This is a genomic window from Streptosporangium sp. LJ11 (assembly GCF_051918945.1).
Lineage (GTDB): Bacteria > Actinomycetota > Actinomycetes > Streptosporangiales > Streptosporangiaceae > Streptosporangium.
Window position 1 is genome coordinate 23,157 of record NZ_JBPXMB010000002.1, and the last position, 19,880, is coordinate 43,036.

19 protein-coding genes are annotated in these 19,880 nt (G+C 71.9%); 12 read left to right on the forward strand and 7 right to left on the reverse strand.

Annotation, left to right across the window (positions count from 1 at the left end; genetic code table 11):
* Nucleotides 1–62: 62 nt before the first annotated feature.
* Together sucB and lpdA are read right to left on the reverse strand one after the other, a co-directional pair.
* Nucleotides 63–1,556, reverse strand: a complete 1,494-nt coding sequence (sucB, locus tag ACTOQ3_RS02670; protein WP_440081782.1) for a 2-oxoglutarate dehydrogenase, E2 component, dihydrolipoamide succinyltransferase — start codon at nt 1,554–1,556, stop codon at nt 63–65.
* Nucleotides 1,557–1,593: 37 nt separating this feature from the next.
* Nucleotides 1,594–2,973, reverse strand: a complete 1,380-nt coding sequence (gene lpdA, locus ACTOQ3_RS02675) for a dihydrolipoyl dehydrogenase (RefSeq protein ID WP_440065292.1) — start codon at nt 2,971–2,973, stop codon at nt 1,594–1,596.
* Between the two features lie 11 nt (nt 2,974–2,984).
* Here lpdA and ACTOQ3_RS02680 point away from each other — a divergent pair, with 11 nt between their 5' ends.
* A complete protein-coding gene (locus tag ACTOQ3_RS02680; protein WP_440081783.1) occupies nt 2,985–3,116 on the forward strand; it encodes a hypothetical protein in 132 nt (43 codons plus the stop codon).
* Between the two features lie 64 nt (nt 3,117–3,180).
* Here ACTOQ3_RS02680 and ACTOQ3_RS02685 read toward each other — a convergent pair whose 3' ends face one another.
* Nucleotides 3,181–4,680, reverse strand: coding sequence for a leucyl aminopeptidase (locus tag ACTOQ3_RS02685; protein ID WP_440081784.1), 1,500 nt, complete (start codon nt 4,678–4,680; stop codon nt 3,181–3,183).
* Between the two features lie 138 nt (nt 4,681–4,818).
* Here ACTOQ3_RS02685 and ACTOQ3_RS02690 point away from each other — a divergent pair, with 138 nt between their 5' ends.
* The 3 genes from ACTOQ3_RS02690 (at nt 4,819) to ACTOQ3_RS02700 (ending at nt 7,176) form a co-directional block, all read left to right on the forward strand.
* Nucleotides 4,819–5,154, forward strand: coding sequence for a GntR family transcriptional regulator (locus tag ACTOQ3_RS02690; RefSeq protein ID WP_344916610.1), 336 nt, complete (start codon nt 4,819–4,821; stop codon nt 5,152–5,154).
* A gap of 37 nt (nt 5,155–5,191) precedes the next feature.
* Nucleotides 5,192–6,187: a DUF1648 domain-containing protein gene (locus tag ACTOQ3_RS02695; protein WP_440081785.1), complete on the forward strand. Its 996-nt coding sequence runs from the start codon at nt 5,192–5,194 to the stop codon at nt 6,185–6,187.
* A 71-nt stretch (nt 6,188–6,258) separates the two neighbouring features.
* Nucleotides 6,259–7,176 (forward strand): lysostaphin resistance A-like protein, encoded by a 918-nt coding sequence (locus ACTOQ3_RS02700; protein ID WP_440081786.1) that lies wholly within the window; start codon nt 6,259–6,261, stop codon nt 7,174–7,176.
* Between the two features lie 119 nt (nt 7,177–7,295).
* Here the strand turns inward: ACTOQ3_RS02700 and ACTOQ3_RS02705 are convergent, their stop codons facing one another.
* Complete coding sequence (locus ACTOQ3_RS02705) at nt 7,296–8,267, reverse strand: adenosylcobinamide-GDP ribazoletransferase (RefSeq protein WP_440081787.1); 972 nt, start codon at nt 8,265–8,267, stop codon at nt 7,296–7,298.
* 261 nt (nt 8,268–8,528) lie between these two features.
* Nucleotides 8,529–9,773 carry a bifunctional adenosylcobinamide kinase/adenosylcobinamide-phosphate guanylyltransferase gene (locus ACTOQ3_RS02710; RefSeq protein WP_440081788.1) on the reverse strand — a complete coding sequence of 415 codons (1,245 nt, stop codon included), beginning with the start codon at nt 9,771–9,773 and terminating at the stop codon, nt 8,529–8,531.
* A 221-nt stretch (nt 9,774–9,994) separates the two neighbouring features.
* On the opposite strand from ACTOQ3_RS02710, the gene ACTOQ3_RS02715 reads away from it, so the two are divergent.
* A complete protein-coding gene (locus tag ACTOQ3_RS02715) occupies nt 9,995–10,201 on the forward strand; it encodes a hypothetical protein (protein WP_362836278.1) in 207 nt (68 codons plus the stop codon).
* A 132-nt stretch (nt 10,202–10,333) separates the two neighbouring features.
* Here ACTOQ3_RS02715 and ACTOQ3_RS02720 read toward each other — a convergent pair whose 3' ends face one another.
* A complete protein-coding gene (locus ACTOQ3_RS02720) occupies nt 10,334–11,335 on the reverse strand; it encodes an aldo/keto reductase family protein (RefSeq protein WP_440081789.1) in 1,002 nt (333 codons plus the stop codon).
* 55 nt (nt 11,336–11,390) lie between these two features.
* On the opposite strand from ACTOQ3_RS02720, the gene ACTOQ3_RS02725 reads away from it, so the two are divergent.
* Nucleotides 11,391–12,713 (forward strand): SMI1/KNR4 family protein, encoded by a 1,323-nt coding sequence (locus ACTOQ3_RS02725; protein WP_440081791.1) that lies wholly within the window; start codon nt 11,391–11,393, stop codon nt 12,711–12,713.
* A gap of 153 nt (nt 12,714–12,866) precedes the next feature.
* On the opposite strand, the gene ACTOQ3_RS02730 is transcribed toward ACTOQ3_RS02725, so the two are convergent.
* The gene (locus ACTOQ3_RS02730) at nt 12,867–13,475 is read right to left on the reverse strand and encodes a DUF3043 domain-containing protein (RefSeq protein WP_440081792.1); all 609 of its coding nucleotides are present in this window, start codon (nt 13,473–13,475) and stop codon (nt 12,867–12,869) included.
* Nucleotides 13,476–13,622: 147 nt separating this feature from the next.
* Here ACTOQ3_RS02730 and ACTOQ3_RS02735 point away from each other — a divergent pair, with 147 nt between their 5' ends.
* The 6 genes from ACTOQ3_RS02735 to ACTOQ3_RS02760 all read left to right on the forward strand — a co-directional run bounded on the left by ACTOQ3_RS02735 (nt 13,623) and on the right by ACTOQ3_RS02760 (nt 19,780).
* On the forward strand, nt 13,623–14,456 hold the full coding sequence (locus tag ACTOQ3_RS02735; protein WP_440081793.1) for a PspA/IM30 family protein: 834 nt from the start codon (nt 13,623–13,625) through the stop codon (nt 14,454–14,456).
* Nucleotides 14,453–14,731, forward strand: coding sequence for a PspA-associated protein PspAA (pspAA, locus tag ACTOQ3_RS02740; protein WP_350947458.1), 279 nt, complete (start codon nt 14,453–14,455; stop codon nt 14,729–14,731). Before ACTOQ3_RS02735 ends, pspAA begins: the two co-directional genes overlap by 4 nt.
* 9 nt (nt 14,732–14,740) lie before the next feature.
* Nucleotides 14,741–15,646, forward strand: a complete 906-nt coding sequence (gene htpX / locus ACTOQ3_RS02745; protein WP_440081795.1) for a zinc metalloprotease HtpX — start codon at nt 14,741–14,743, stop codon at nt 15,644–15,646.
* A gap of 42 nt (nt 15,647–15,688) precedes the next feature.
* The gene (pspAB, locus tag ACTOQ3_RS02750) at nt 15,689–16,303 is read left to right on the forward strand and encodes a PspA-associated protein PspAB (RefSeq protein WP_440081796.1); all 615 of its coding nucleotides are present in this window, start codon (nt 15,689–15,691) and stop codon (nt 16,301–16,303) included.
* Between the two features lie 161 nt (nt 16,304–16,464).
* Complete coding sequence (locus tag ACTOQ3_RS02755; RefSeq protein WP_440081797.1) at nt 16,465–19,026, forward strand: protein kinase domain-containing protein; 2,562 nt, start codon at nt 16,465–16,467, stop codon at nt 19,024–19,026.
* Between the two features lies 1 nt (nt 19,027).
* Complete coding sequence (locus tag ACTOQ3_RS02760) at nt 19,028–19,780, forward strand: maleylpyruvate isomerase family mycothiol-dependent enzyme (RefSeq protein WP_440081798.1); 753 nt, start codon at nt 19,028–19,030, stop codon at nt 19,778–19,780.
* The last annotated feature ends 100 nt before the right edge of the window (nt 19,781–19,880 follow it).

Genomic DNA, 19,880 nt, shown 5'->3' on the forward strand with positions numbered 1-19,880 from the left:
GGGAGAACGAGCCGGGCCGGCCCGCGAGATCGCGGACCGGCCCGGTGGGAGAGAACGGGTGACTAGCCGTTCAGGCCCAGCTGGTTCTCGAAACGGCCCTCCTCGAGGCGACGCTTGACCGTCGTCAGGAAGCGGGCGGCGTCGGCGCCGTCGACCAGGCGGTGGTCGTAGCTGAGCGCCAGGTACATCATCGAGCGGACGGCGATGACCTCGCCCTCGGGGGTGTCCAGGACCACCGGGCGCTTGACGACGGCGCCGGTGCCCAGCATGCCGACCTGCGGCTGGTTGAGGATCGGCGTGTCGAACAGCGCGCCGCGGCTGCCGGTGTTGGTCAGCGTGAACGTGCCGCCGCCCAGCTCGTCCGGGCTCACCTTGTTGGTGCGGGTGCGCTCGGCGAGGTCGGCGATCTTACGGGCCAGCCCGGCGATGTTGAGGTCGCCCGCGTCCTTGATCACCGGGACGATGAGGCCGCGCTCGGTGTCCGTCGCGAAGGCCAGGTGCTCGGCGTCGAAGTACGTGACCTCGTTGGTCTCGCTGTTGATCGTGGCGTTCAGCTTCGGGTGCTGCTTGAGCGCCTCGATCGTGGCGAGGGCGAAGAACGGCGTGAACGAGAGCTTGACGCCCTCGCGCCGCAGGAACTCGCCCTTCGCCTGGTCGCGCAGCCGCGCGATCTTGGTGACGTCGACCTCGACCACGCTGGTGAGCTGGGCCGAGACCTGCAGCGACTCGACCATGCGCTTGGCGATGGTCTGGCGCAGCCGCGACATCTTCTCGGTGCGCCCGCGCAGCGTGGTGTCCACCTCGACCGGCTCGGGGGCCTGCGGGGTGGACGCCTGGGCCGGAGCCTGGGCGGCGGCCTGCGGAGCCTGGGCCTGGGGGGCCTGGGCCGCGGCGGCACGCTCGCGCTGGTCGCGGGCGGCCTCCAGCACGTCCTGCTTGCGGATGCGACCGCCGACGCCGGTGCCGGTCAGCGCGTCGAGGTCGACGCCGTGCTCGCCGGCGAGCTTGCGCACCAGCGGGGTGACGTACGGGCTGTCGCCCGACGGCGGCGCGACGGGCTCGGACGCCGCGATCGGGGACGGCGGCGCGGACTGGGAGGGCTGGACGGTCTGCGGAGCCTGGACCTGGGGGGCCTGCTGCGGGGCCGGAGCCTGCTGCGCCGGGGCGGGGGCCTGCTGCGCGGGCGCCGGGGCCTGAGCCTGCGGAGCGGGCTGCGGGATCGAGGAGGCCGGCTGCGCCTGCTGCTGCGGAGCGGGCTCGGGCTCGGGCTCCGGCTCGGGGGCCTTCTCCTGCGCCGGGGCGGCAGCGCCCTCGGTGCCGTTCTCGTCGATGACGGCGAGCTCGGCGCCGACCTCGACGGTCTCGTCCTCGGCCACCACGATCTTCGTGAGGATGCCCGCCGCCGGGGAGGGGATCTCGGTGTCGACCTTGTCGGTGGAGACTTCGAGAAGGGGCTCGTCGGCCTCGACGCGCTCGCCCTCCTTCTTCAGCCAACGGGTGACGGTGCCCTCCGTGACGCTCTCACCGAGCTGGGGCATCTGTACGGACTTCGGCATGGGTTGTCTTCTCTCGCGTTCCGAGTGAGGGCTTGCGTTAGTTGTGGACGTGGAGCGGCTTGCCGGCCAGCGCCAGCATCGCCTCGCCGACGGCCTCGGACTGGGTGGGGTGCGCGTGGATGAGCTGCGCGACCTCGGAGGGCAGGGCCTCCCAGTTGTAGATCAGTTGACCCTCGGTCACCAGCTCGCCGATGCGGCGGCCGACCATGTGGACCCCGAGCACCGGACCGTCCTTCGCCGAGATGATCTTGACGGCGCCCTGCGTCTGCAGGATCTGGCTCTTGGGGTTGCCCGCGAGGTCGTAGGTCAGCTCGACGATCTCGTGGCCGCGCTCCCTGGCCTGGGCGGAGGTGATGCCCACCGAGGCGACCTCGGGGTCGGAGTAGGTGATCCTGGGCACGCCGTCGTAGTCGATCGGCATGGGGTTCAGGCCGGCGATGTGCTCGGCCACCAGGATGCCCTCGGCGAAGCCCGCGTGCGCGAGCTGCAGGGTCGGGATGAGGTCACCGACCGCGTACACGCCGGGCACGCTGGTCTGGCAGAACTCGTTCACCGTGACGGTGCCGCGCTCGATCGCGATGCCCGCCTCCTCGAAGCCCATGCCCGCGGAGACCGCGCCGCGGCCGACCGCGACGAGCAGCAGCTCGGCGTCGAGGGTCTTGCCGTTGGCCAGGCTGACGACCACGCCGGTGTCGGTGGTCTTGACGCCCTCGAAGAAGACGCCCAGCTCCTGCTTGATGCCGCGGCGGCGGAAGGATCGCTCCAGCAGCTTGGAGCTGGACTCCTCCTCCAGGGGCAGCAGGTGCGGCAGGGCCTCGACGATCGTCACCTCGGCGCCGAAGGAGCGCCAGACGCTGGCGAACTCCACGCCGATGACGCCGCCGCCCAGGACGACCACCGAGGTGGGCACCCGGTCGAGCTTGAGCGCGTGCTCGCTGGTGATGACCCGCTCGCCGTCGATCTCCAGGCCCGGAAGGGACCTGGGCGCGGAGCCGGTCGCCAGCACGATGTTGCGGCCCTCGTAGACCTCGGAGCCCACCGACACCCGGTTCGGGCCCGCGAGACGGCCCTCACCCTCGATGATCGTGATGCCCTTGCTCTTGAGAAGGCCCTGCACACCCTTCCAGGCGCGAGTGACGATCTTGTCCTTGAACGCGTGGACCGCGGGCACGTCGATGCCCTCGAAGCGGGCCTTGACGCCGTAGGTCGCGCTCTCCCGCGTCTCGTCGGCGACCTCCGCGGAGTGCAGAAGCGCCTTGGTGGGAATGCACCCGCGGTGCAGGCACGTACCGCCGATCTTGTCCTTCTCGATCAGCGCGACCGTCTTGCCCAGCTCGGCCGCCCGCAGAGCGCAGGCATACCCACCGCTACCGCCACCTAGGACGACGATGTCGTAGGGGCCGCTGCCATCAGCCACAGGAAAGCTCCTTGTCGGATCGGAATACCGTCTTCGCGGTCGCGCCCCTCGTCGTGCCCTGGACGGCCGCGCGGATCCTCGATCGCATCCACGCCGCCGCCGAACCCGGCTCGGCGCCGTGCCGGTGCCCGCCCTCGGCCTGACCCCGGCAACCGCATCTTTTCATTTGTCTGGGTTGCTTGTGACCCGCTTGCGCGGCGACGACGGTTACCGCACGGGCTCGCCCGCGTGGCGTTCGGCGAGGCCGACGAGCGTCCGGGTGATCGCCCCGGTACCGCCCTTCGGCGTGTAGCCGTGGGCCTCGCCCTTGTTGAAGGCGGGACCAGCCATGTCAATGTGTGCCCAACGGACCCCGTCCGGTACGAATTCCCGCAGGAAGATGGCGGCCGTCAGCATCCCGCCGAAACGCTCGGGGTGCAGGTTGGCGATGTCGGCCACCGGGGAGTCGAGCCCCTTGCGGAGCTCGTCGGGCAGGGGCATCGGCCACGCGGCCTCGCCCTGCTCGCCCGCCGTGGCGACGATCTCCGCGCGGAGGTCGTCGTCGTTGCCCATCACGCCCGCCGTCCGCCAGCCCAGCGCGACGATCTGCGCGCCGGTGAGCGTGGCGACGTCGACGATCACGTCGGGGTCGTCCTGCCCGGCGCGGGCGATGCCGTCGATCAGGACCAGGCGGCCCTCGGCGTCGGTGTCGAGCACCTCGACGGTCTTGCCCGCGAAGCTGGTGAACACGTCGGAGGGACGCTGCGCGGTGCCGCTCGGCATGTTCTCGGCCAGGCAGAGGTAGCCGACCGCGTTGACCTTCAGGCCCAGCCTGGCGATCGCCAGGAGCGCGCCGAAGACCGCGCCGGCGCCACCCATGTCCGACTTCATCCAGTCCATCGAGGCCGTCGGCTTGAGCGACAGGCCGCCGGAGTCGAAGGTGATGCCCTTGCCGACGTACGCGAGCTTCTTGGTGGCCTCGGGGTGGCTGTAGGAGAGGCGGACCAGCCGGGGCGGGTTGGCCGACCCCTGGCCGACGGCGACGATGCCGCCGTAGCCGCCCTCCTTGAGCGCCTTCTCGTCCAGGACCTCCACCGACAGGCCGGCCTCGGTGCCCACCTGCTCGGCGATCTCGGCGAAGCGGGCCGGCCACAGGTCCGACGGCGGGGTGTTGACCAGGTCGCGGACCAGCGAGACCGACTCGGCCAGCGTGGTGGCGCGCTCGATCGCGGCCTGGGCGCCCTCGGCGTCGCTCAGCACGGCCAGCTCGCCCACCGGGGAGCTCTGCTCTCCCACGGTGCGGTACCTGGTGAACGAGTAGGCGCCGAGAAGGCCGCCCAGGGCGGCGGCGCCGGCGTGCTCCGCGCTCGCGGCGGGCAGGGCGAGTGCCACCCGGCCGGTGCCGGCCAGGGCGCGGACCGCGGTGCCCGCGGCGCGGCGCAGGACCTCGGCGTCGTAGCCGTCGCCGGGGGCGTCGCCGAGGCCGACGACGACCAGCAGGGGCGCGGTCAGCGAGCCGAAGGTGGGGATCTTGGAGATCTCGCCCGGCTTACCCTTGGCGCCCACGCTCTCGAGCGTGGCGGCGAGTCTGCCGCCGAGCGCCTGATCGAGGCCTTCGGCCCCGGGAGCGGGGAGCAGACCGTCCGGTCCGGTGTGGACGCCGACGACCAGCGCGTCGGTATCGAACGAGACAGCGTTGTCAGTTGGGGTAAGCCGCACAGTGGTCACGTAGGCCGATGCTAGTCGGGCTGGCGCAGTACGCATAAACGAGGGTTCGTCCTACGAATCCTGCCGCCCGATGGTGCTATTCGCAGTGGCACCATTCGAGGGTTTGGTGCTAATGTCGCTAGCACTATGTTGCTCACCTTGGATCTGAACGATCCCCGGCCGCTGCACGAGCAGGTCGCCGAGGCGATCAGACGTGCCGTCGCCGAGGGTTCGTACGCTCCGGGAGACCGGCTCCCGCCGGCTCGCGACCTGGCCGCCGCGCTGGGCATCAACGCCAACACGGTGTTGCGCGCCCTGCGGGACCTGCGCGACGAGGGGGTGCTGGAGTTCCGCCGGGGCCGTGGCGTGAGCGTGCTCAGCCGCCCGAACCCGCGCAGCGTCATCGAGGAGAAGCTGCGCTCCCTGCTCGACGAGGCGGTCCAGTACGGCTACCGCCACGACGACGTCATCGAGCTCATCAGGGAACTGTCGTGACCGGGCCGGGAGCCCGGTCCTTGGAAGGGTGACCGACGTGGGTTTGCGAGCCCGATTCCTGTCCATCGCCGCCGGCTGGGTCGCACTGGTGACCGCCGCACTGATCGCCGCGCCGCTGGCGCTGCGGGACCGGCTGCCCGATCCGATCGCCACGCACTGGGGGCCGTCCGGCGCCCCCGACGGTTCGATGCCGTTCACCGCCTCGCTGCTGTTCCAGGCGGGCCTGTGGGCGCTGCTCGCGGGCGGGGCCCTGGGGTTCGCGCTCGTCAACACCGCGATGTTCAGGCGCAGGGCGAGCCGCATGGCGATCGGCGCCCTGCTGGGCGGTGCCGGCCTGTTCTTCCCGGGGTTGCAGGCGGTCACGCTGGTGGCCAACCTCGACGCGCCCGACTGGGAGCGGGCCGCCGATCTGGGGTGGGGGGCGCTGCTCGCGGTCGCGGGATTGGTGCTGGGCGGCTGGCTCGGCGCCCTCGCCGCCCGCCCGGGGCCCGACGACCGTCCCGAGCCGACCGCCGTCCCCACGCGGCGGCTCCCGCTCCGCCAGGGCCAGCGCGCGGTGTGGGTCTCCTCGGTGGGCAGCGGCCCGCTCTCCGCGTTCGGCGGCTCCGTCCTGGCCGCGGGCCTCGGGCTCGCCGTGCTCGCCCTGGCCGGCGGCGACGGCGCGCCGTGGATCCCCGCGACGATCATGTTCCTGGCGGGCCTGCTGGCGCTGACCTTCAGCTCGGTGCGGGTGCAGATCACCGAGGAGGGCGTCGTGCTCTTCTACGGGCCGTTCCGCCTGCCCCGCAAGCACATCCCGATCGAGCGGGTGGAGCGGGCCTGGTCGGAGGAGCGGTTCCCGTCCAACGTCGGAGGCTGGGGGATCAGGGGCCTGCCCGGGGCCGTGACGGTCATGATCCGCGGCGGGGAGTGCCTCGTGGTGGACTACGTCTCCGGTGGCCGCTTCGCCGTCTCGATCGACGACGCCGAGAGCGGGGCCGCCCTGCTGAACACCTTCGTGGACCGGGTGTCCACCGGGCCGGCCGCCCGCTGACCTCCCGTGGCCGTCTCCGCTGCTTTCCGCTCCTCCCGTTCTCCCGCGCCCAAGCCCCCGAAGGCGGTGTCATGTTTCGCCGATCCCCTGACCTGTGGCTGTTCCTGCTCGTCGCGTTCGGCCTGTCCTGGTTGTTCGCCCTCCCCATCTGGCTGACGGACGCGTCGAGCAGCACGCCCGTGTTCCTGGCGATGGGGGTGGCGATAATGTTCACCCCGACGCTCGGGGTCCTCGCCGTCCGGCTGCGCGGCAGGCGGTTCGGGGATCCCGCCACCGGGCGCGAGTGGGCCGTGCGGACGGGCCTGTCGGCGGGCGGGAGCAGGGGCCGTACGCTCGCGCTGGTCGCGCTGGCCTGGTTCGGCATCCCCGCGCTGGTCGTCGTCGCGATCGCGCTGAGTGCCGCCCTCGGCCTGCTCTCCGTCGACCTGCGAGAGTTCAGCCTGTTCCGCGAGAGCCTGGCGGCCACGCCGGGCGGGCCGCCCCCGGTGGAGGCCGGAGTCCTGGTGGCCGTGCAGGCCTCGTCGATGGTTCTGATCGTCCCGGTGGTCAACTCGGTCGCGGCCTTCGGCGAGGAGTGGGGGTGGCGAGGCTGGCTGCTGCCGCGCCTGACGCCGCTCGGCACCTGGCGGGCGCTCCTGGTGTCCGGGGTGATCTGGGGGCTCTGGCACTTCCCGCTCACCCTGCGCGGATACAACTACCCCGAGCTCGAGGCGTGGGCCGCGCCGATGTTCATCGTCTTCTGCGTGACCTTCGGAGCCCTGCTCGGCTGGCTCCGCCTCTATTCGGGAAGCGTCTGGCCCGCGGTCGTCGGGCACGGATCGCTGAACGCCTCCGCGGGCCTGATGCTGCTCGTCGGTGACGCGGCCGAACCGCCGGTGTTCACCGTCGCGGGGATCACCGGCCTGGTCGGCTCGGCGCTGCTGGCCGTGGTCTCGGCACTGCTGTTCAAATACCGTCCGGTCGGGCGGCCGGTCCCGGTCGCCGCGTGAGATCCCGGGTGAGGGCCGCGTGAGGGCCGCGTGAGATCCCGGGCGGGGAAGGTTTCCCGGTCCCCGCCCCCCGGCCCTCGGGTCCCGGCCCTCGGGTCCCGGCCCGGGCCCGGGGAAAGTCAGTTCACGAGGATCGTGCAGGCCAGCAAGGTCGTCGCGGCGGTGATCTCGACGAGGGCGCCGAGTACGTCGCCGGTGACGCCGCCGAGCCGCCGCACGGCCCTGCGCCGTACGGCCCAGGCCGCCAGCAGCCCCACGAGCATGGCCAGGGGAAGACCCAAGGGGACGAGGAACGGCCCCAGGCCCGATATCAGACCCACACCGTGGGTGCCCGCCCCGAGGAAGTCGCGGTCTTCGGAATAGGTCATGTCCACATAGGCCACATAGCCCCATCCGCCGGAGGACTCGGACGGGGAGCCGGAAGACCACAGGTCGAGGGCACCGATGCCGTGGAGGTAGACCAGCGCCGTCGCTCCCGCGAGCACCAGCGCGGTCACGGCGACCGCGACGCTCCGCCGTACGGTGCCCGCGACCATCGCGCCGAGCCCGTCGGGGCGTGCCGGGGGAACGCCCGCGCGGCACGCCCAGGTGAGGGCGAGCCGTCCGGCCGCGCAGGCCGCGACCAGGGTGATCGCGCCCGCGCCCGCGCCGGCACGGGTGACGGCCTCCTGCAGGGCCGTCACCTGGACCAGCAGGACGAGGACCAGCGTCACCACGCCGAAGGGGCCGATGTCCGACCGCTTCATGATCTCCAGCGCCCGCTCGGCGGGTTTCCCGCTGCCCAACCCGTCGGCGAGGTCGGCCAGCCCGTCCAGATGCAGTCCCCGGGTGAGCAACGCCACGATCGCCACGGCCAGCACCGACGCCGGAAGCGGTGTCATCCCCAGCCACAGGGAGATCACCAGCACCAGCCCGCCGGCGGCCCCGATCGCCGCTCCCACCAGCGGCGCCAACGTCATCGCGATCCCCCCTGCCCGGCGGTCGACCGCTCCTGGACGGACCGGGAAGACGCTCAGCGTGCCGATCGCGAGGCGCACCCCGTCGGCGAACGTGGACGGGCCGTCCTTGGGAGGGGGCGAGGAGTCGGACATGACCGACGATCGTAGCCTTCGGCCTCTCCGGCGCCGTGCCCGTGTACGTCCATCGGGTCCGGCGGCGTGCCGTCTCGGGGACGGCCTCGGCCGGAGCCGTGCTGGAAGCCCGGTGAGGGCTGCCGGTCACAGTGTCAGGAAGGCCAGACAGGCAGGAAGGCCGGACAAACGGGGGTTGCCACGGGAGGGAGCGGGTGGGGGAGGTCAGAGGGGAAGGGGACCGCGGGACAGAGCGGAGGGGGAAGGCCAGGTGGGCGGGCATCAGACGGGGAGCGGGAGGAGACGGCCGGAGACCACGAGGGTGGCGTCCTCCGACTCCAGGGCGAGGCGCTGGTTCAGCCGGCCGAGGGCGTCCCGGAACATCCGGCCGGCGGCGGTGCCGGGCACCACGCCGAGCCCGACCTCGTCGGAGACCGCCACGACCCGGACCCGGGTCTGCCTCCAGGCCGCCACCAGGTCGTCGCACCGGGCCGCGACCGCCTTACCGCCGTTCCCGCCATCGCCGCCGTCCTCGCGGGTGGAGCCGTCGCCGCCCGGCCAGGCGTCGCACTCGTCGAAGACGGCGGCCACCCAGGTACCGAGCCCGTCGATCAGCAGCGGGACGTCGGCGGACCGCAGCAGCCCGGCCAGGTCGGTGGTCTCGACGGTCCTCCAGTGTGCGGGCCTGCGGTCGCGGTGCGCCCGGACCCGGCGCAGCCACTCGGGGTCGCCGGCGCCGGACGGGCCTGTCGCGACGTAGAGCACCTCGGGCTCCGCCGCCAGTCGCAGTTCGGCCTCCGCCGACTTGCCCGACCGGCTCCCCCCGAGCAGCAGGGTCCTCTTGGGCGGGGGAACCCGAGCGGGCGGAGGCTCGCCGGTGTCGACGATCGTGCCGTCCGGTACGACGCGCACGCCCCACAGCGCGGCCCGCCGGATCAGTTCCGCCTCCGTGGGGACCCGGTGGTCGACGCCGACGGCCACCACGTGTGTCCGCTCACCGACCAGGCCCCGCCGGCGCAGGTCCCCAAGCCGTTCCGGCCGGTCCAGCACGTCCAGCAACACCAGATCCAACGCCCCTCCCGCGCCCCCGGCGTCCCCCTCCCGGACGCCCCGCTCGCCGCGCGGAGGCTCGCCGTACGCGGGAGAGCCGGGCGAGGAGGAAGCGGCGTGGAGGACGCGCCGGCCGCCGGGGGTGGTGACGGCGAGGCCGTCCGGGCCGGTCGAGGTGTGGTAGCCGGGCGGAAGCGGGCCGGCCGGCGGCAGCCGCGCGAGACCGCCGGGTGCCGTAGAGCCGCCGGGTGTTCCCGAACCACCGGGCGTCACCGAACCGTCGAGGGGTACCGAGCCGCCGGGGCCGACGAGCGGCATCGGATCGCCGGGCATCAGGGCGCCGCCGGGTACCACCGGGACGTCGAGTATCACGGAGACGGGGCGGCGGCCCGGCGTGACACGGGCGCAGGAGGCGCACCCGCAGTCCGGCGCCGGCCATCCGCCCGCGCTCGCCGTGCCGGAGATCAAGATCTTCACGCCCGCTCTCCTGTCGGGTCGAGGAGCCGGTCGAGAGGTCGCGCGCCTGCGTATCCGGGCGGACGCCGACGACTCCCGCGGCGTGCCGGGGGCGCCGGGAACGTCCCGGCGGCGGAGCACGAGGTCATGATCTCGCCTTCATGCCCGGGAGTGCCCGGGAGAGGTAGTGTTCGCTGAGCCGCCGAGGGGCACCGGCAGGACCCGCGAGAAGGAGCTATGGCATGACGTGGCGCTGGCGTTACGAAAACGCGAATGGTGGCGAGGTGGTCGAGGGTGTTTCGCCGTCCGACACGTTCCCGAGCCAGGCGGATGCCGAGTCGTGGCTCGGTGAAAGCTGGCGTGAGCTGCTTGAGTCCGGAGTCGAGAAGGTCACCCTGCTCGAAGGCGAGCGCGTCGAGTACGAGGGAATGTCACTGCGCCCGGAGTGAACCCGGATGAACGGAGAACCCCTCGGACCCTCGGTGAAGATGAGGAACCGAGGGGTTCTTTCCCGTTCCACGCCCGCGCACGAACGCGACAGGCCCGATCAACGCCTCCGGCGTTCGCCCGAGGTCACCGCGCTACGGACGCCGCTCGGGGCTCACGGTCTTGGCGGGGTCGCGCTCGACGATCGGGCCGAGGATGTCGTCGATCTTCTTCAGCACCTCGGACTCCAGCTTCACCCCGGAGGCCTTGACGTTGTCGCGCACCTGCTCGGGCCTGCTGGCCCCCACGATGGCGGAGGACACGTTGGGGTTCTGCAGCACCCAGGCCACCGCGAGCTGGGCCATGGTCAGGCCGAGGTCGGCGGCGACCGGCTCCAGCTGCTGAACGCGGGTGAGCACGTCGTCGTTGAGCATCCGGGCGATGAAGTTCTTCCCTCCGGATTCGTCGGTGGCCCGGGAACCGGCGGGAGGCGGCTGCCCCGGCCGGTACTTACCGGTGAGCACGCCCTGGGCGATGGGGGAGAAGACGACCTGGCCGAGGCCCTCCTTCTCGCTCAGCGGCACGACCTCGGCCTCGATGACCCGCCACAGCATGGAGTACTGGGGCTGGTTGGAGACCAGGCGGTCGAAGCCCATCTCGTCGGCGATCTTCAGTGCCCGGCCGATCTGGTCGGCGGTCCACTCGCTGACACCGATGTAGAGGACCTTGCCCTGGCGTACGAGATCGTCGAAGGTCTTGAGGGTCTCCTCGAGCGGCGTCTCGTTGTCGAAGCGGTGTGCCTGGTACAGGTCGACGTAGTCGGTCTGCAGGCGGCGCAGCGAGCCGTGCAGTGACTCGGTGATGTGCTTGCGCGACAGCCCCCGGTCGTTGGGGCCGGGTCCGGTCGGCCAGTAGACCTTGGTGAAGATCTCCAGGGACTCGCGGCGAACCCCCGCGAGAGCGCGGCCGAGAACCTCCTCCGCCTTGGTGCCCGCGTACACGTCGGCGGTGTCGAAGGTGGTGATCCCCTCGTCGAGTGCCGCTCGCACGCATTGCTTGGCGGCGTCCTCCTCTACCTGGGAACCGTGTGTGATCCAATTGCCGTAGCTGATCTCACTGATCATGAGACCGCTGCGGCCAAGGTGACGGAATTCCATGGTCCGACATTAGTAGGCACCGTATTTCGGAATGATTCGGGATACCCTGCCGGGCGTGTTGCGGTTGATCACTTCTCGGAGGGTACGGTTCGCGCTCGCCGCGGCGGCGCTGGCGGCCGTCGTCGTGGCGGTCGCCCGCCTGTGGCGCCGGGCGGAGGACCGCCGGGCCGCCTCCCCGGTCGAGAGATCCGGGATCGCCTCCCCGGCCGGGGGATCGGGCTCCGGAGCCGGGCGCGCGCCGCGATGGCCCCCCGCGCCCATCCTCGGCACCCCCACGGACGAGGACCTCAGGCGGTACGCCGGGCCCCCCTCCGCCGTCCGGACCGCCGTCGAGCGGATGTTCGAGCGGGGGCCGCGGACGCCGGGAGAGCCGCTGGACGAGGCGGCCCGCAGCCGCCTGGTCCGCTGGGGCGCCGTGGGGATCGGGCTGTGCCTGCTCGCCTTCGGCACGCAGGTCCTGGAGAGCGCGGTCTTCTCGAACGGGGTGGAGACCGTCGAGGCGACCGGTTTCCGGAGCGCGGACGAGCAGTGCGAGCCGGAGCCGGACACCCCGCTGGAGCCGGGGTTGCGCTACCCGGCCGACGCGGAAGGGGCGGTCCGGTACGCCCGGTGTGTGGACGCGGAGGAGTTCCACCACATCGAGGAGCCGTATCCCGGCACGGAGTGGTACCCCCAACCGGCCGACCCCGTCCGGCCGGAGGAGACCCCGGTCCCGGAGGTGACCGCCGAGACCTCCGTGACCGTTCCCGACGCCGACTGCCACCCGCGGGCGCGGGCCGCGCGGGTGCGGGCGGTTGACCCGAGGGTGACCCGGGCGGTGAACCGCCAGTGGCGCCGCATCGAGAGGTGGCTGGAGGTCAACGCCCCCGCGAGCCTTCGCACGCTGGGCAAGCCCGCCAGAGCCCGTACGATCGCCGTCGCCGAGGCGCAGATGGGCCTGCGCTTCCCCGATGATCTACGTGCCTCCCTGCTGCGCCACGACGGGGCCTCCGCCGTGGCCGACACCTGGCCGTTCGGGTTCCTCGGCAACTGGAACCAGGGGGTCCGCGAGATCCGTGACACCTGGCGGCGGCTGTGCGAGATAGAGGGAGAGGTCAGGGGCGACGCCGACGCGCGGACGGAGTGGTGGGACGGGCGGATGATCCCGTTCGGCGCCGACGGGAGTGGCAACCACCTGGTGATCGACTCCGTGATACGTGACGTCGGCGACACCGATCACGAGGGCATGATGAGTTTCGCGCCCGGCGGCACTTGGATCGCTTCGTACTACGTCCTGCTGCGGGCGACGGCGAACGCCCTGGAGACCGGCGGGTCCATCGGGTTCTGGAAACCGGTGGTCACCGGCGGCGAGCTGGACTGGACCGTCGTGGAGGAGTGACCGTCGTCCAGGATGACGCTCGTCCGGTTCGCGAGCGGGGTGCGCCGGCGGGGACGCGAAGAACCCCGCCCCCTCGTGGAGGGGACGGGGTCCGGGAACGCGCTCGGCCGCGGTGCCTGCCGGGCTCCGCTGTCTCCGTGGCCGGCTTCGCCGTCAGTTCTTCGGCGGGACTGGCCTGCCGCCGGGCAGCACGGCGGGCGGCGGGAAGCGCAGCTTGCGGATCTGCAGCGCCCGCATGGCGGCGTAGAAGCCGACACCCTTGAGGTTCTCGTTGGGGAACTTCTCGGCGGTCAGCTTCTTCACCTTCCAGGACACCCAGATCGAGGTGAGGAGCACGCCGACCATCATGAGCGGCCAGCCGACCGTGATCACCGCGACGTAGACGTACCCGCGGATGTCAGCGGGGAAGGGGATCCAGGTGAGCAGCAGGATGAGGAGGGAGAACGGCAGGAAGTACTGGCTGGCGAGACGACGGGAGTCGACCCAGTCACGCGCGAACTTCCTGGCGGGCCCCTTGTCCCGGGCGGGGAAGTAACGCTCGTCGCCACGCAGCATGCCCTCGCGCGCCTTGACGCGTTCGCTGGCCTGGCGTTCGCGGAGGTTCTTGTAGGCCTCTTTGCGGTTCTGGGGGGCGTTCACCGGCTGCCGGCGACGGCCTTCGGCGTCCCGTCGCTTGGGTGTGGGACGCCCCTTGCCCGCAGGCTTAGGATCGTTGGCGGAGGCGGGGGAGTCGTCCGCGGTGGTCTGGGTACGTCGGAACACAACGTCAGCCTACCGGGAGTGCAACTTAGTGACGCCCCCGCGCGTTATGCGTAGGGTGAACCCTATGGTGGCTCCGGTGCTTTTCGGGGGGCTGGACTCACTTGGGGTGACCCGAAGCGCACTTGAAGAAGGGGACGGCCGACGCGCATGAGCGTGATGAAGAGACTTTCGCTGATCTTCAGGTCCAAGGCGAACAACGCGTTGGACAAGATGGAAGATCCTCGCGAGACCCTGGACTACTCATATCAGCGCCAGCTGGAGTTGCTGCAGAAGGTGCGCCGTGGTGTGGCGGACGTCGCCACCTCGCGCAAGCGCGTGGAGCTTCAGATCAACCAGATCGAGGCGCAGTCGCGCAAGCTTGAGGAGCAGGGCCGCAAGGCGCTCGGAGTCGGCCGCGAGGACCTGGCCCGTGAGGCGCTGACCCGCCGTGGCAGCCTGCAGACCCAGATCGCCGACCTCCGCGTGCAGCACGACAACCTGCAGGCCGAGGAGGAGAAGCTCACCACGGCCTCCCACCGGCTGCAGGCCAAGGTCGACTCCTTCCGCACGAGGAAGGAGACGATCAAGGCGACCTACACCGCCGCCGAGGCGCAGACGCGGATCAACGAGGCCTTCTCCGGCATCTCCGAGGAGATGGGCGACGTCGGCCTGGCGATCCAGCGCGCCGAGGACAAGACCGCCTCCATGCAGGCCCGCGCGGGCGCCATCGACGAGCTGCTGGCCAGCGGCGCGCTCGACGACTTCAGCGGGCAGCGCGGCGACGACATCCAGGCCGAGCTCGACCGCATGGGCGGCGGGCACGACGTGGAGCTGGAGATCGCGCGGATGAAGGCCGAGCTCGGCCAGGGCCCCGCGCCGCAGGGCGCGATCACGCCCGGCCCGGCCCAGCCCCACCAGCAGCCCCAGCCCCAGCAGCCGCCTCAGCAGCAGTCGCAGTCCAACCAGACGCAGCAGCTGCGCCAGCCGGGGGAGGGCCTGTGATCGTCCGCATCATGGGGGAGGGGCAGATCGACATCGCCCCCGCAGACCTCGACGTGCTGAACGCGCTGGACGCCGAGCTGGAGGCCGCCATCGAGGCCGGCGAGGAGGAGGCCTTCCGGGTGCGGCTGCACGCCCTGCTCGACAAGGTCCGTCACGTCGGCAAGGCGCTGCCCGACGACAGCCTGGAGTCCTCGGAGCTGATTTTGCCTCCGGCCGACGCATCCATGGACGAAGTGCGGGAGATGCTCGGCAATGAAGGGCTGATTCCCGGCTAGCTTGGGCATATGGCACAAACCCGGTTCGCCCCGGACCGGGGCCTGACCAGGCGCATGGTGGTCACCATGTTCCTGCTCGGACTGCTCTACGTGATCTTCGTGGCCGTGTTGATCGCGCTGGGCGTCCGGGCCGTCGTGGTGCTGCTGATCGCCGGCGGCATCCTGCTCGTGCAGTACTTCATGTCCGATCGCATCGCGCTGTTCGCGATGCACGGACGTGTCGTCTCCCCGCAGGAGGCTCCGGAGCTACACGGCATGGTCGACAGGTTGTGCGCGCTGGCCGACATGCCCAAACCGCGGGTGGCGATCGCCGACTCGGACGTCCCGAACGCGTTCGCCACCGGCCGTGACCAGAAGAACTCCGTGGTCTGCGTGACCACGGGGTTGCTGCGCCGCGTCGACGGCGGCGAGCTGGAGGGCGTGCTGGCCCACGAGATGTCCCACGTGGCCCACCGCGACGTCGCGGTCATGACGATCGCGTCCTTCCTCGGCATCGTCGCCGGGCTGATGACCAGGGTCGCGCTCTACAGCGGCCTGGGCGGGCGCGAGCGCGACGACAGGGGCGGCCTGCCGATCGGCGTGATCATCCTGCTCGTCTCGGTCCTGGTGTACGCGGTCAGCTTCCTGCTCACCCGTGCCCTGTCGCGCTACCGCGAGCTGGCCGCCGACCGCGCGGGAGCACTGCTCACCCAGCGTCCCTCCGCCCTGGCCAGCGCCCTCGTCAAGATCAGCGGTGAGATGGCCCGCATCCCGACGAGGGACCTGCGCGAGGCCGAGCCGTTCAACGCCTTCTTCTTCGCGCCGGCCCTGTCCGGCAGGGCCGGCCTGGCCGCGCTCTTCGCGACCCATCCGCCGCTGGAGCGGCGACTGGAGCAGCTCGGCAGGATCTCCGCCCAGCTCGGGCAGGGCGGATGACCGGACGCCCGGTCGCACGGGGGCGTGAGGGGGAGTGATCCGATGCGCTGGTGGGACGCGCTGATGGGGCGCAGCGAACCGGCCAGGGCCGACCTGGACGCGCTGTTCGCGCTGCCCTCGGCCGCGGTCACCCTGCAGGCCGCCACCGATCTGGCGCCGACGGGGGTGGGGGCGGTCTGCTTCCGCTCGGCCGAGGGCGGGGCGTTCGCCGAGCTGGAGCGCGACGTCACCCAGCTGCTGGACGCCGGAGGCGGCCCCCCGGTGGAGGTGTCGAAGGACTCCTTCGGCTACACGTGGCTGCTGGTGCGCCGGGCCCCCGAGATGCTCGGCGACCTGGTCACGGACCTGCACGCGGTCAACTCCTCCCTCGAGGCGGCGGGTTTCGGCCCCTCCCTGCTCTGCTCGCTGGTCTCCTTCGCCGCCCCCGACGGTCGCGGGCTCGCCCTGGTCTACCTCTACAAGCAGGGCACCTTCTACCCGTTCGCCCCGCTGCCCGCCGAGCGGGCGGGTGGGCGGGCGTCCGGGTACGGGGCAGGACAGGCACAGCGCAGGGACAACGCGCTGGAGTTGCAGGTACGCGGCGCGATCGGCGGCGAGCTGGAGATCGAGCCGGACCTCGGCCGCTGGTTCCCCCTCTGGGGTGCGCCCGGCCTCTGAGAGGTCCTCGCGAAGCCCTTCCCACCCGGCCTTTCCGCGCGGTTCGCGAGGCCGTCTGGAACGCGCCATCGTGGCTGTCCGGCTTGCGATTTGATGTACGTCCTGTGACCCTTTGCCCCCACAATGGGACCGGAAATCCATCGCGGGAGAAGGGTGTGACCATGGCGGACCTCGCGTCCTTGCGGCCCGGGGATCCCGAGCACGTGCGGGAGTACCGGCTCACCGCCAGGCTCGGCGAGGGCGGCCAGGGCACGGTCTACCTGGGCGTTTCCCCGACGGGGGCGCGCGTCGCGGTCAAGTTGCTCCGCGCGGATCTCACGCAGGACGAGGAGGCGATGGAACGCTTCGTCCGTGAGGTCAGCACGACCCAGCGTGTCGCGCCCTTCTGCACCGCCGCGGTGATCGACACAGGGGTCGACCGGCATCGCCCGTACATCGTCAGCGAGTACATCGACGGCCCGACGCTCGACGCGGTCGTGACCACCGAGGGCCCGCGCGAGGGCGCGGGCCTGCACCGCCTGGCGATCGGCACGGTCACCGCGCTCGTCGCCATCCACCAGGCGGGGATCGTGCACCGCGACTTCAAGCCGTCCAACGTGCTACTGGCCCCCGACGGCCCCCGAGTGATCGACTTCGGCATCGCCAAGGCGCTCGACCGGACCTCCACGCTGACCGCGATGGCGATCGGAACCCCTTCCTACATGACCCCCGAGCAGCTGGCCGGGGAGAACGCGGGGTCGCCCGCCGACATGTTCGCCTGGGGCTGCACGATGGTCTTCGCGGCCACCGGGCAGCCGCCGTTCGGTACGGACAGCCTTCCGGCGATCTTCAACCGGATCATGAACATGGAGCCGGACCTGGGGGCGATCACCGACCCGGCGCTGCGCGACCTGGTCGGGCAGTGCCTGTCCAAGGACGCCGCCCAGCGGCCAGCGGCGGGTGAGGCGCTGCTGCGGCTGCTCGGCCACGCGGGCGGCCCGGGTGGCGTGGGCGGCGCGGGAGGCACAGGCGGCGTGACCGGTGCAGCGCCGCCCACCGCGCCGCGCGGCATCCTGGCCGAGGGCTCGGCCGCCGCGGCTCAGCGGACCGGTCCCGGTCCTGAAGGGAACGACCCCGGGCACACCGTGTACGGGCAGCGGAGCCAGGGCGGCGACGACCATGTCCAGTGGGCCCACCGGCAGCACTCCGGGCCGCAGCCGTTCGCCCGGCCGAGCGGGCCCGGCGGGGGATACCCGGCGCAGGGCCCGCAGGGCGGTCCCACCGGTCACGCCCAGCAGTCGGACCCGCGTGGTCACGTCCCGTACCCCCAGCACTCGGACCCGCGTGGTCACGTCCCGTACCCCCAGCACTCGGACCCCCGCGGTCATGCCCAGAGTCCCGGGCACGTTCGGCAGCCGGACCCCAGTGGCCACGTTCGGCAGTCCGGGCCCCACGGTTTCCCGCAGCAGGGGCCGCCCCACACGCGGTCCTCTCCCGGCGGGTATCCCGGCCCCGACGGCCACGCGGGCGGCTACCCCCCGCAGGGCTCCGGGCACCCGCCGCCGGGATATCCGGGACAGCCCGGACACCAGTCCTACGGCGGTCCCGCGACCTACCCCTCCTCGGAGGGGACGCCGTACCGGAACCCCGCGGCACCGGCGTACCCGGGACAGGCGGCCCCCGCCCGGCGCGGGGCGTGGCCGGCGATCGTGGGAGGCGTGCTGGTCACCGCCCTCGTGGCCGGGGGTGTCGTGCTGGCGCTGCGCGGCACCACCGAGACGCCGGGGACCACCCGGGCGGGCAGTACGAAGGCCACGAACACCCCCACTCCCACCGCTCCGACGGTGCCGGAGGCCGACAGCACGATCAAGCTGCCCGGCAGCTCGCTCACGCTCCACGAGAGCGACCAGGACCCGATCAAGCTGAGCTCCTACAGCCTCGACTGGGACAAGACCCTCTACGTCCGCGAGCGGGACACCGGGCGGTTCGTCAAGAACGGCAAGTACTTCCAGTACACGGTCAACGCCGAGGGCACCCAGGCGCTGGGCACCGACCGGATGTACGACGCGCAGAGCTACGCGATCGTGTCGATCGTCGATCATCGATCCGGTGCGGCGAGTAGGATCAGGATCACCAAGGCGCCGGTCTACCCGACGCTGCCGCAGTGGTCGCCGGACGGCAGACGCGGCCTGGTGACCCTCTACGAGGCGGTCGGCGACATCAGCAAGGAGTACGGCTTCGCGATCATCGACGTCGCCACGAAGAAGGCGAAGGTCGTCCGCGTGAAGGAGAAGGACGCGGGCAAGTGGAGCTATTTCTGGCGGGGCGACGGCCGGGCCGTCGGCACCTGGGCGCTCACCGGCAAGACCCAGCGCATCCGCTTCTACGACACGCAGGGCACCGTCCTGCAGACCCTGCTGGACGTGGGCACGCCGATCACGGTCGAGGGCGACGACATCTCCCCGTCCGGCTCGTCCCTGCTGACGTACTGCAAGGAGAGCAAGAAGGAGATCTGCGTCTGGTCCACCGGCTCCGACGCTCCGGCGAAGGTCCGGATCCCGTTCGAGACGGAGCGGCTCATCGGCTGGTACGACGACGAGCACATCGCGGGCTGGCGGCGCAAGGGCTCCGGCTACGAGGCGGTGGTGTTCGACTTCACCGGGAAGGTGCAGCGGTTGCTGGTCACCAGCACCGACGCCAGGGAGTACGAGAAGCAGTTCATGCGCTTCACGCGAGAGGGTTGACATGAGGGAGTGGACCCACGCCGAGCACACCGCGGCCGCCGCCACGGAGATCGCCCGGATGGCCGACGTCCTGCGGGGGCGTGACATGTCCGTCTCCGTGCTGACCTGTCCCGGCTGGGATCTGGCGAAACTCGCCGTCCACCTCGGAGGCGTGCACCGGTGGGTGGCCGCCATGGTGCGCGACCTGGCCGAGCGGCGCCACGACCGCGACGGCATGGACATGGGCCTGCCCGCCGACCCGGCCGGCTACCCCGCCTGGCTCGGTGAGGGCGCCACCTTCCTGCCCGAGGCGCTGCTGTCGCAGGACCCGCAGGCGCCGATGTGGGCCTGGGGCGGGGAGAAGCGGGTGTGGTTCTGGTCGAGGCGGATGCTCCACGAGACCCTCGTGCACCGGGTGGACGCCGAACTCGCGCTGGGTGTCCCGGTCATGATCCCCGAGCACGTGGCGGCCGACGGGGTCGAGGAGTTCCTCGACGTCCTGCCGTACGTGAAGTGGAACCCGAACGTGGCCGACCTCAGGGGCGGAGGCGAGACGATCTCCCTGCAGGCCGACACCGGAGCCGGGTGGGTGATCACCCTCGATCCCGACCGCTTCCACCACCGGCGGTCCCTGCAACCGGGCACCGTGACCGTGCGCGCCGCCACGTCGGCCGACCTGCTCCAGGTCGTCTGGGGGCGGCGCAGCCCCGACGACTACGCCATCGAGGGCGACGGCGGGCTGCTGGGCTGGTGGCGGGAACTCACCCGGATCTAGACCGCGTCCGCCCGCCCGGGCCTGGGCCGCGTTCACCCGCCCAGGGCCGGCTCGTGCCCGCTCGCCGTGATCCGGCCGGAATCCAACCCGGTCGGCGGCA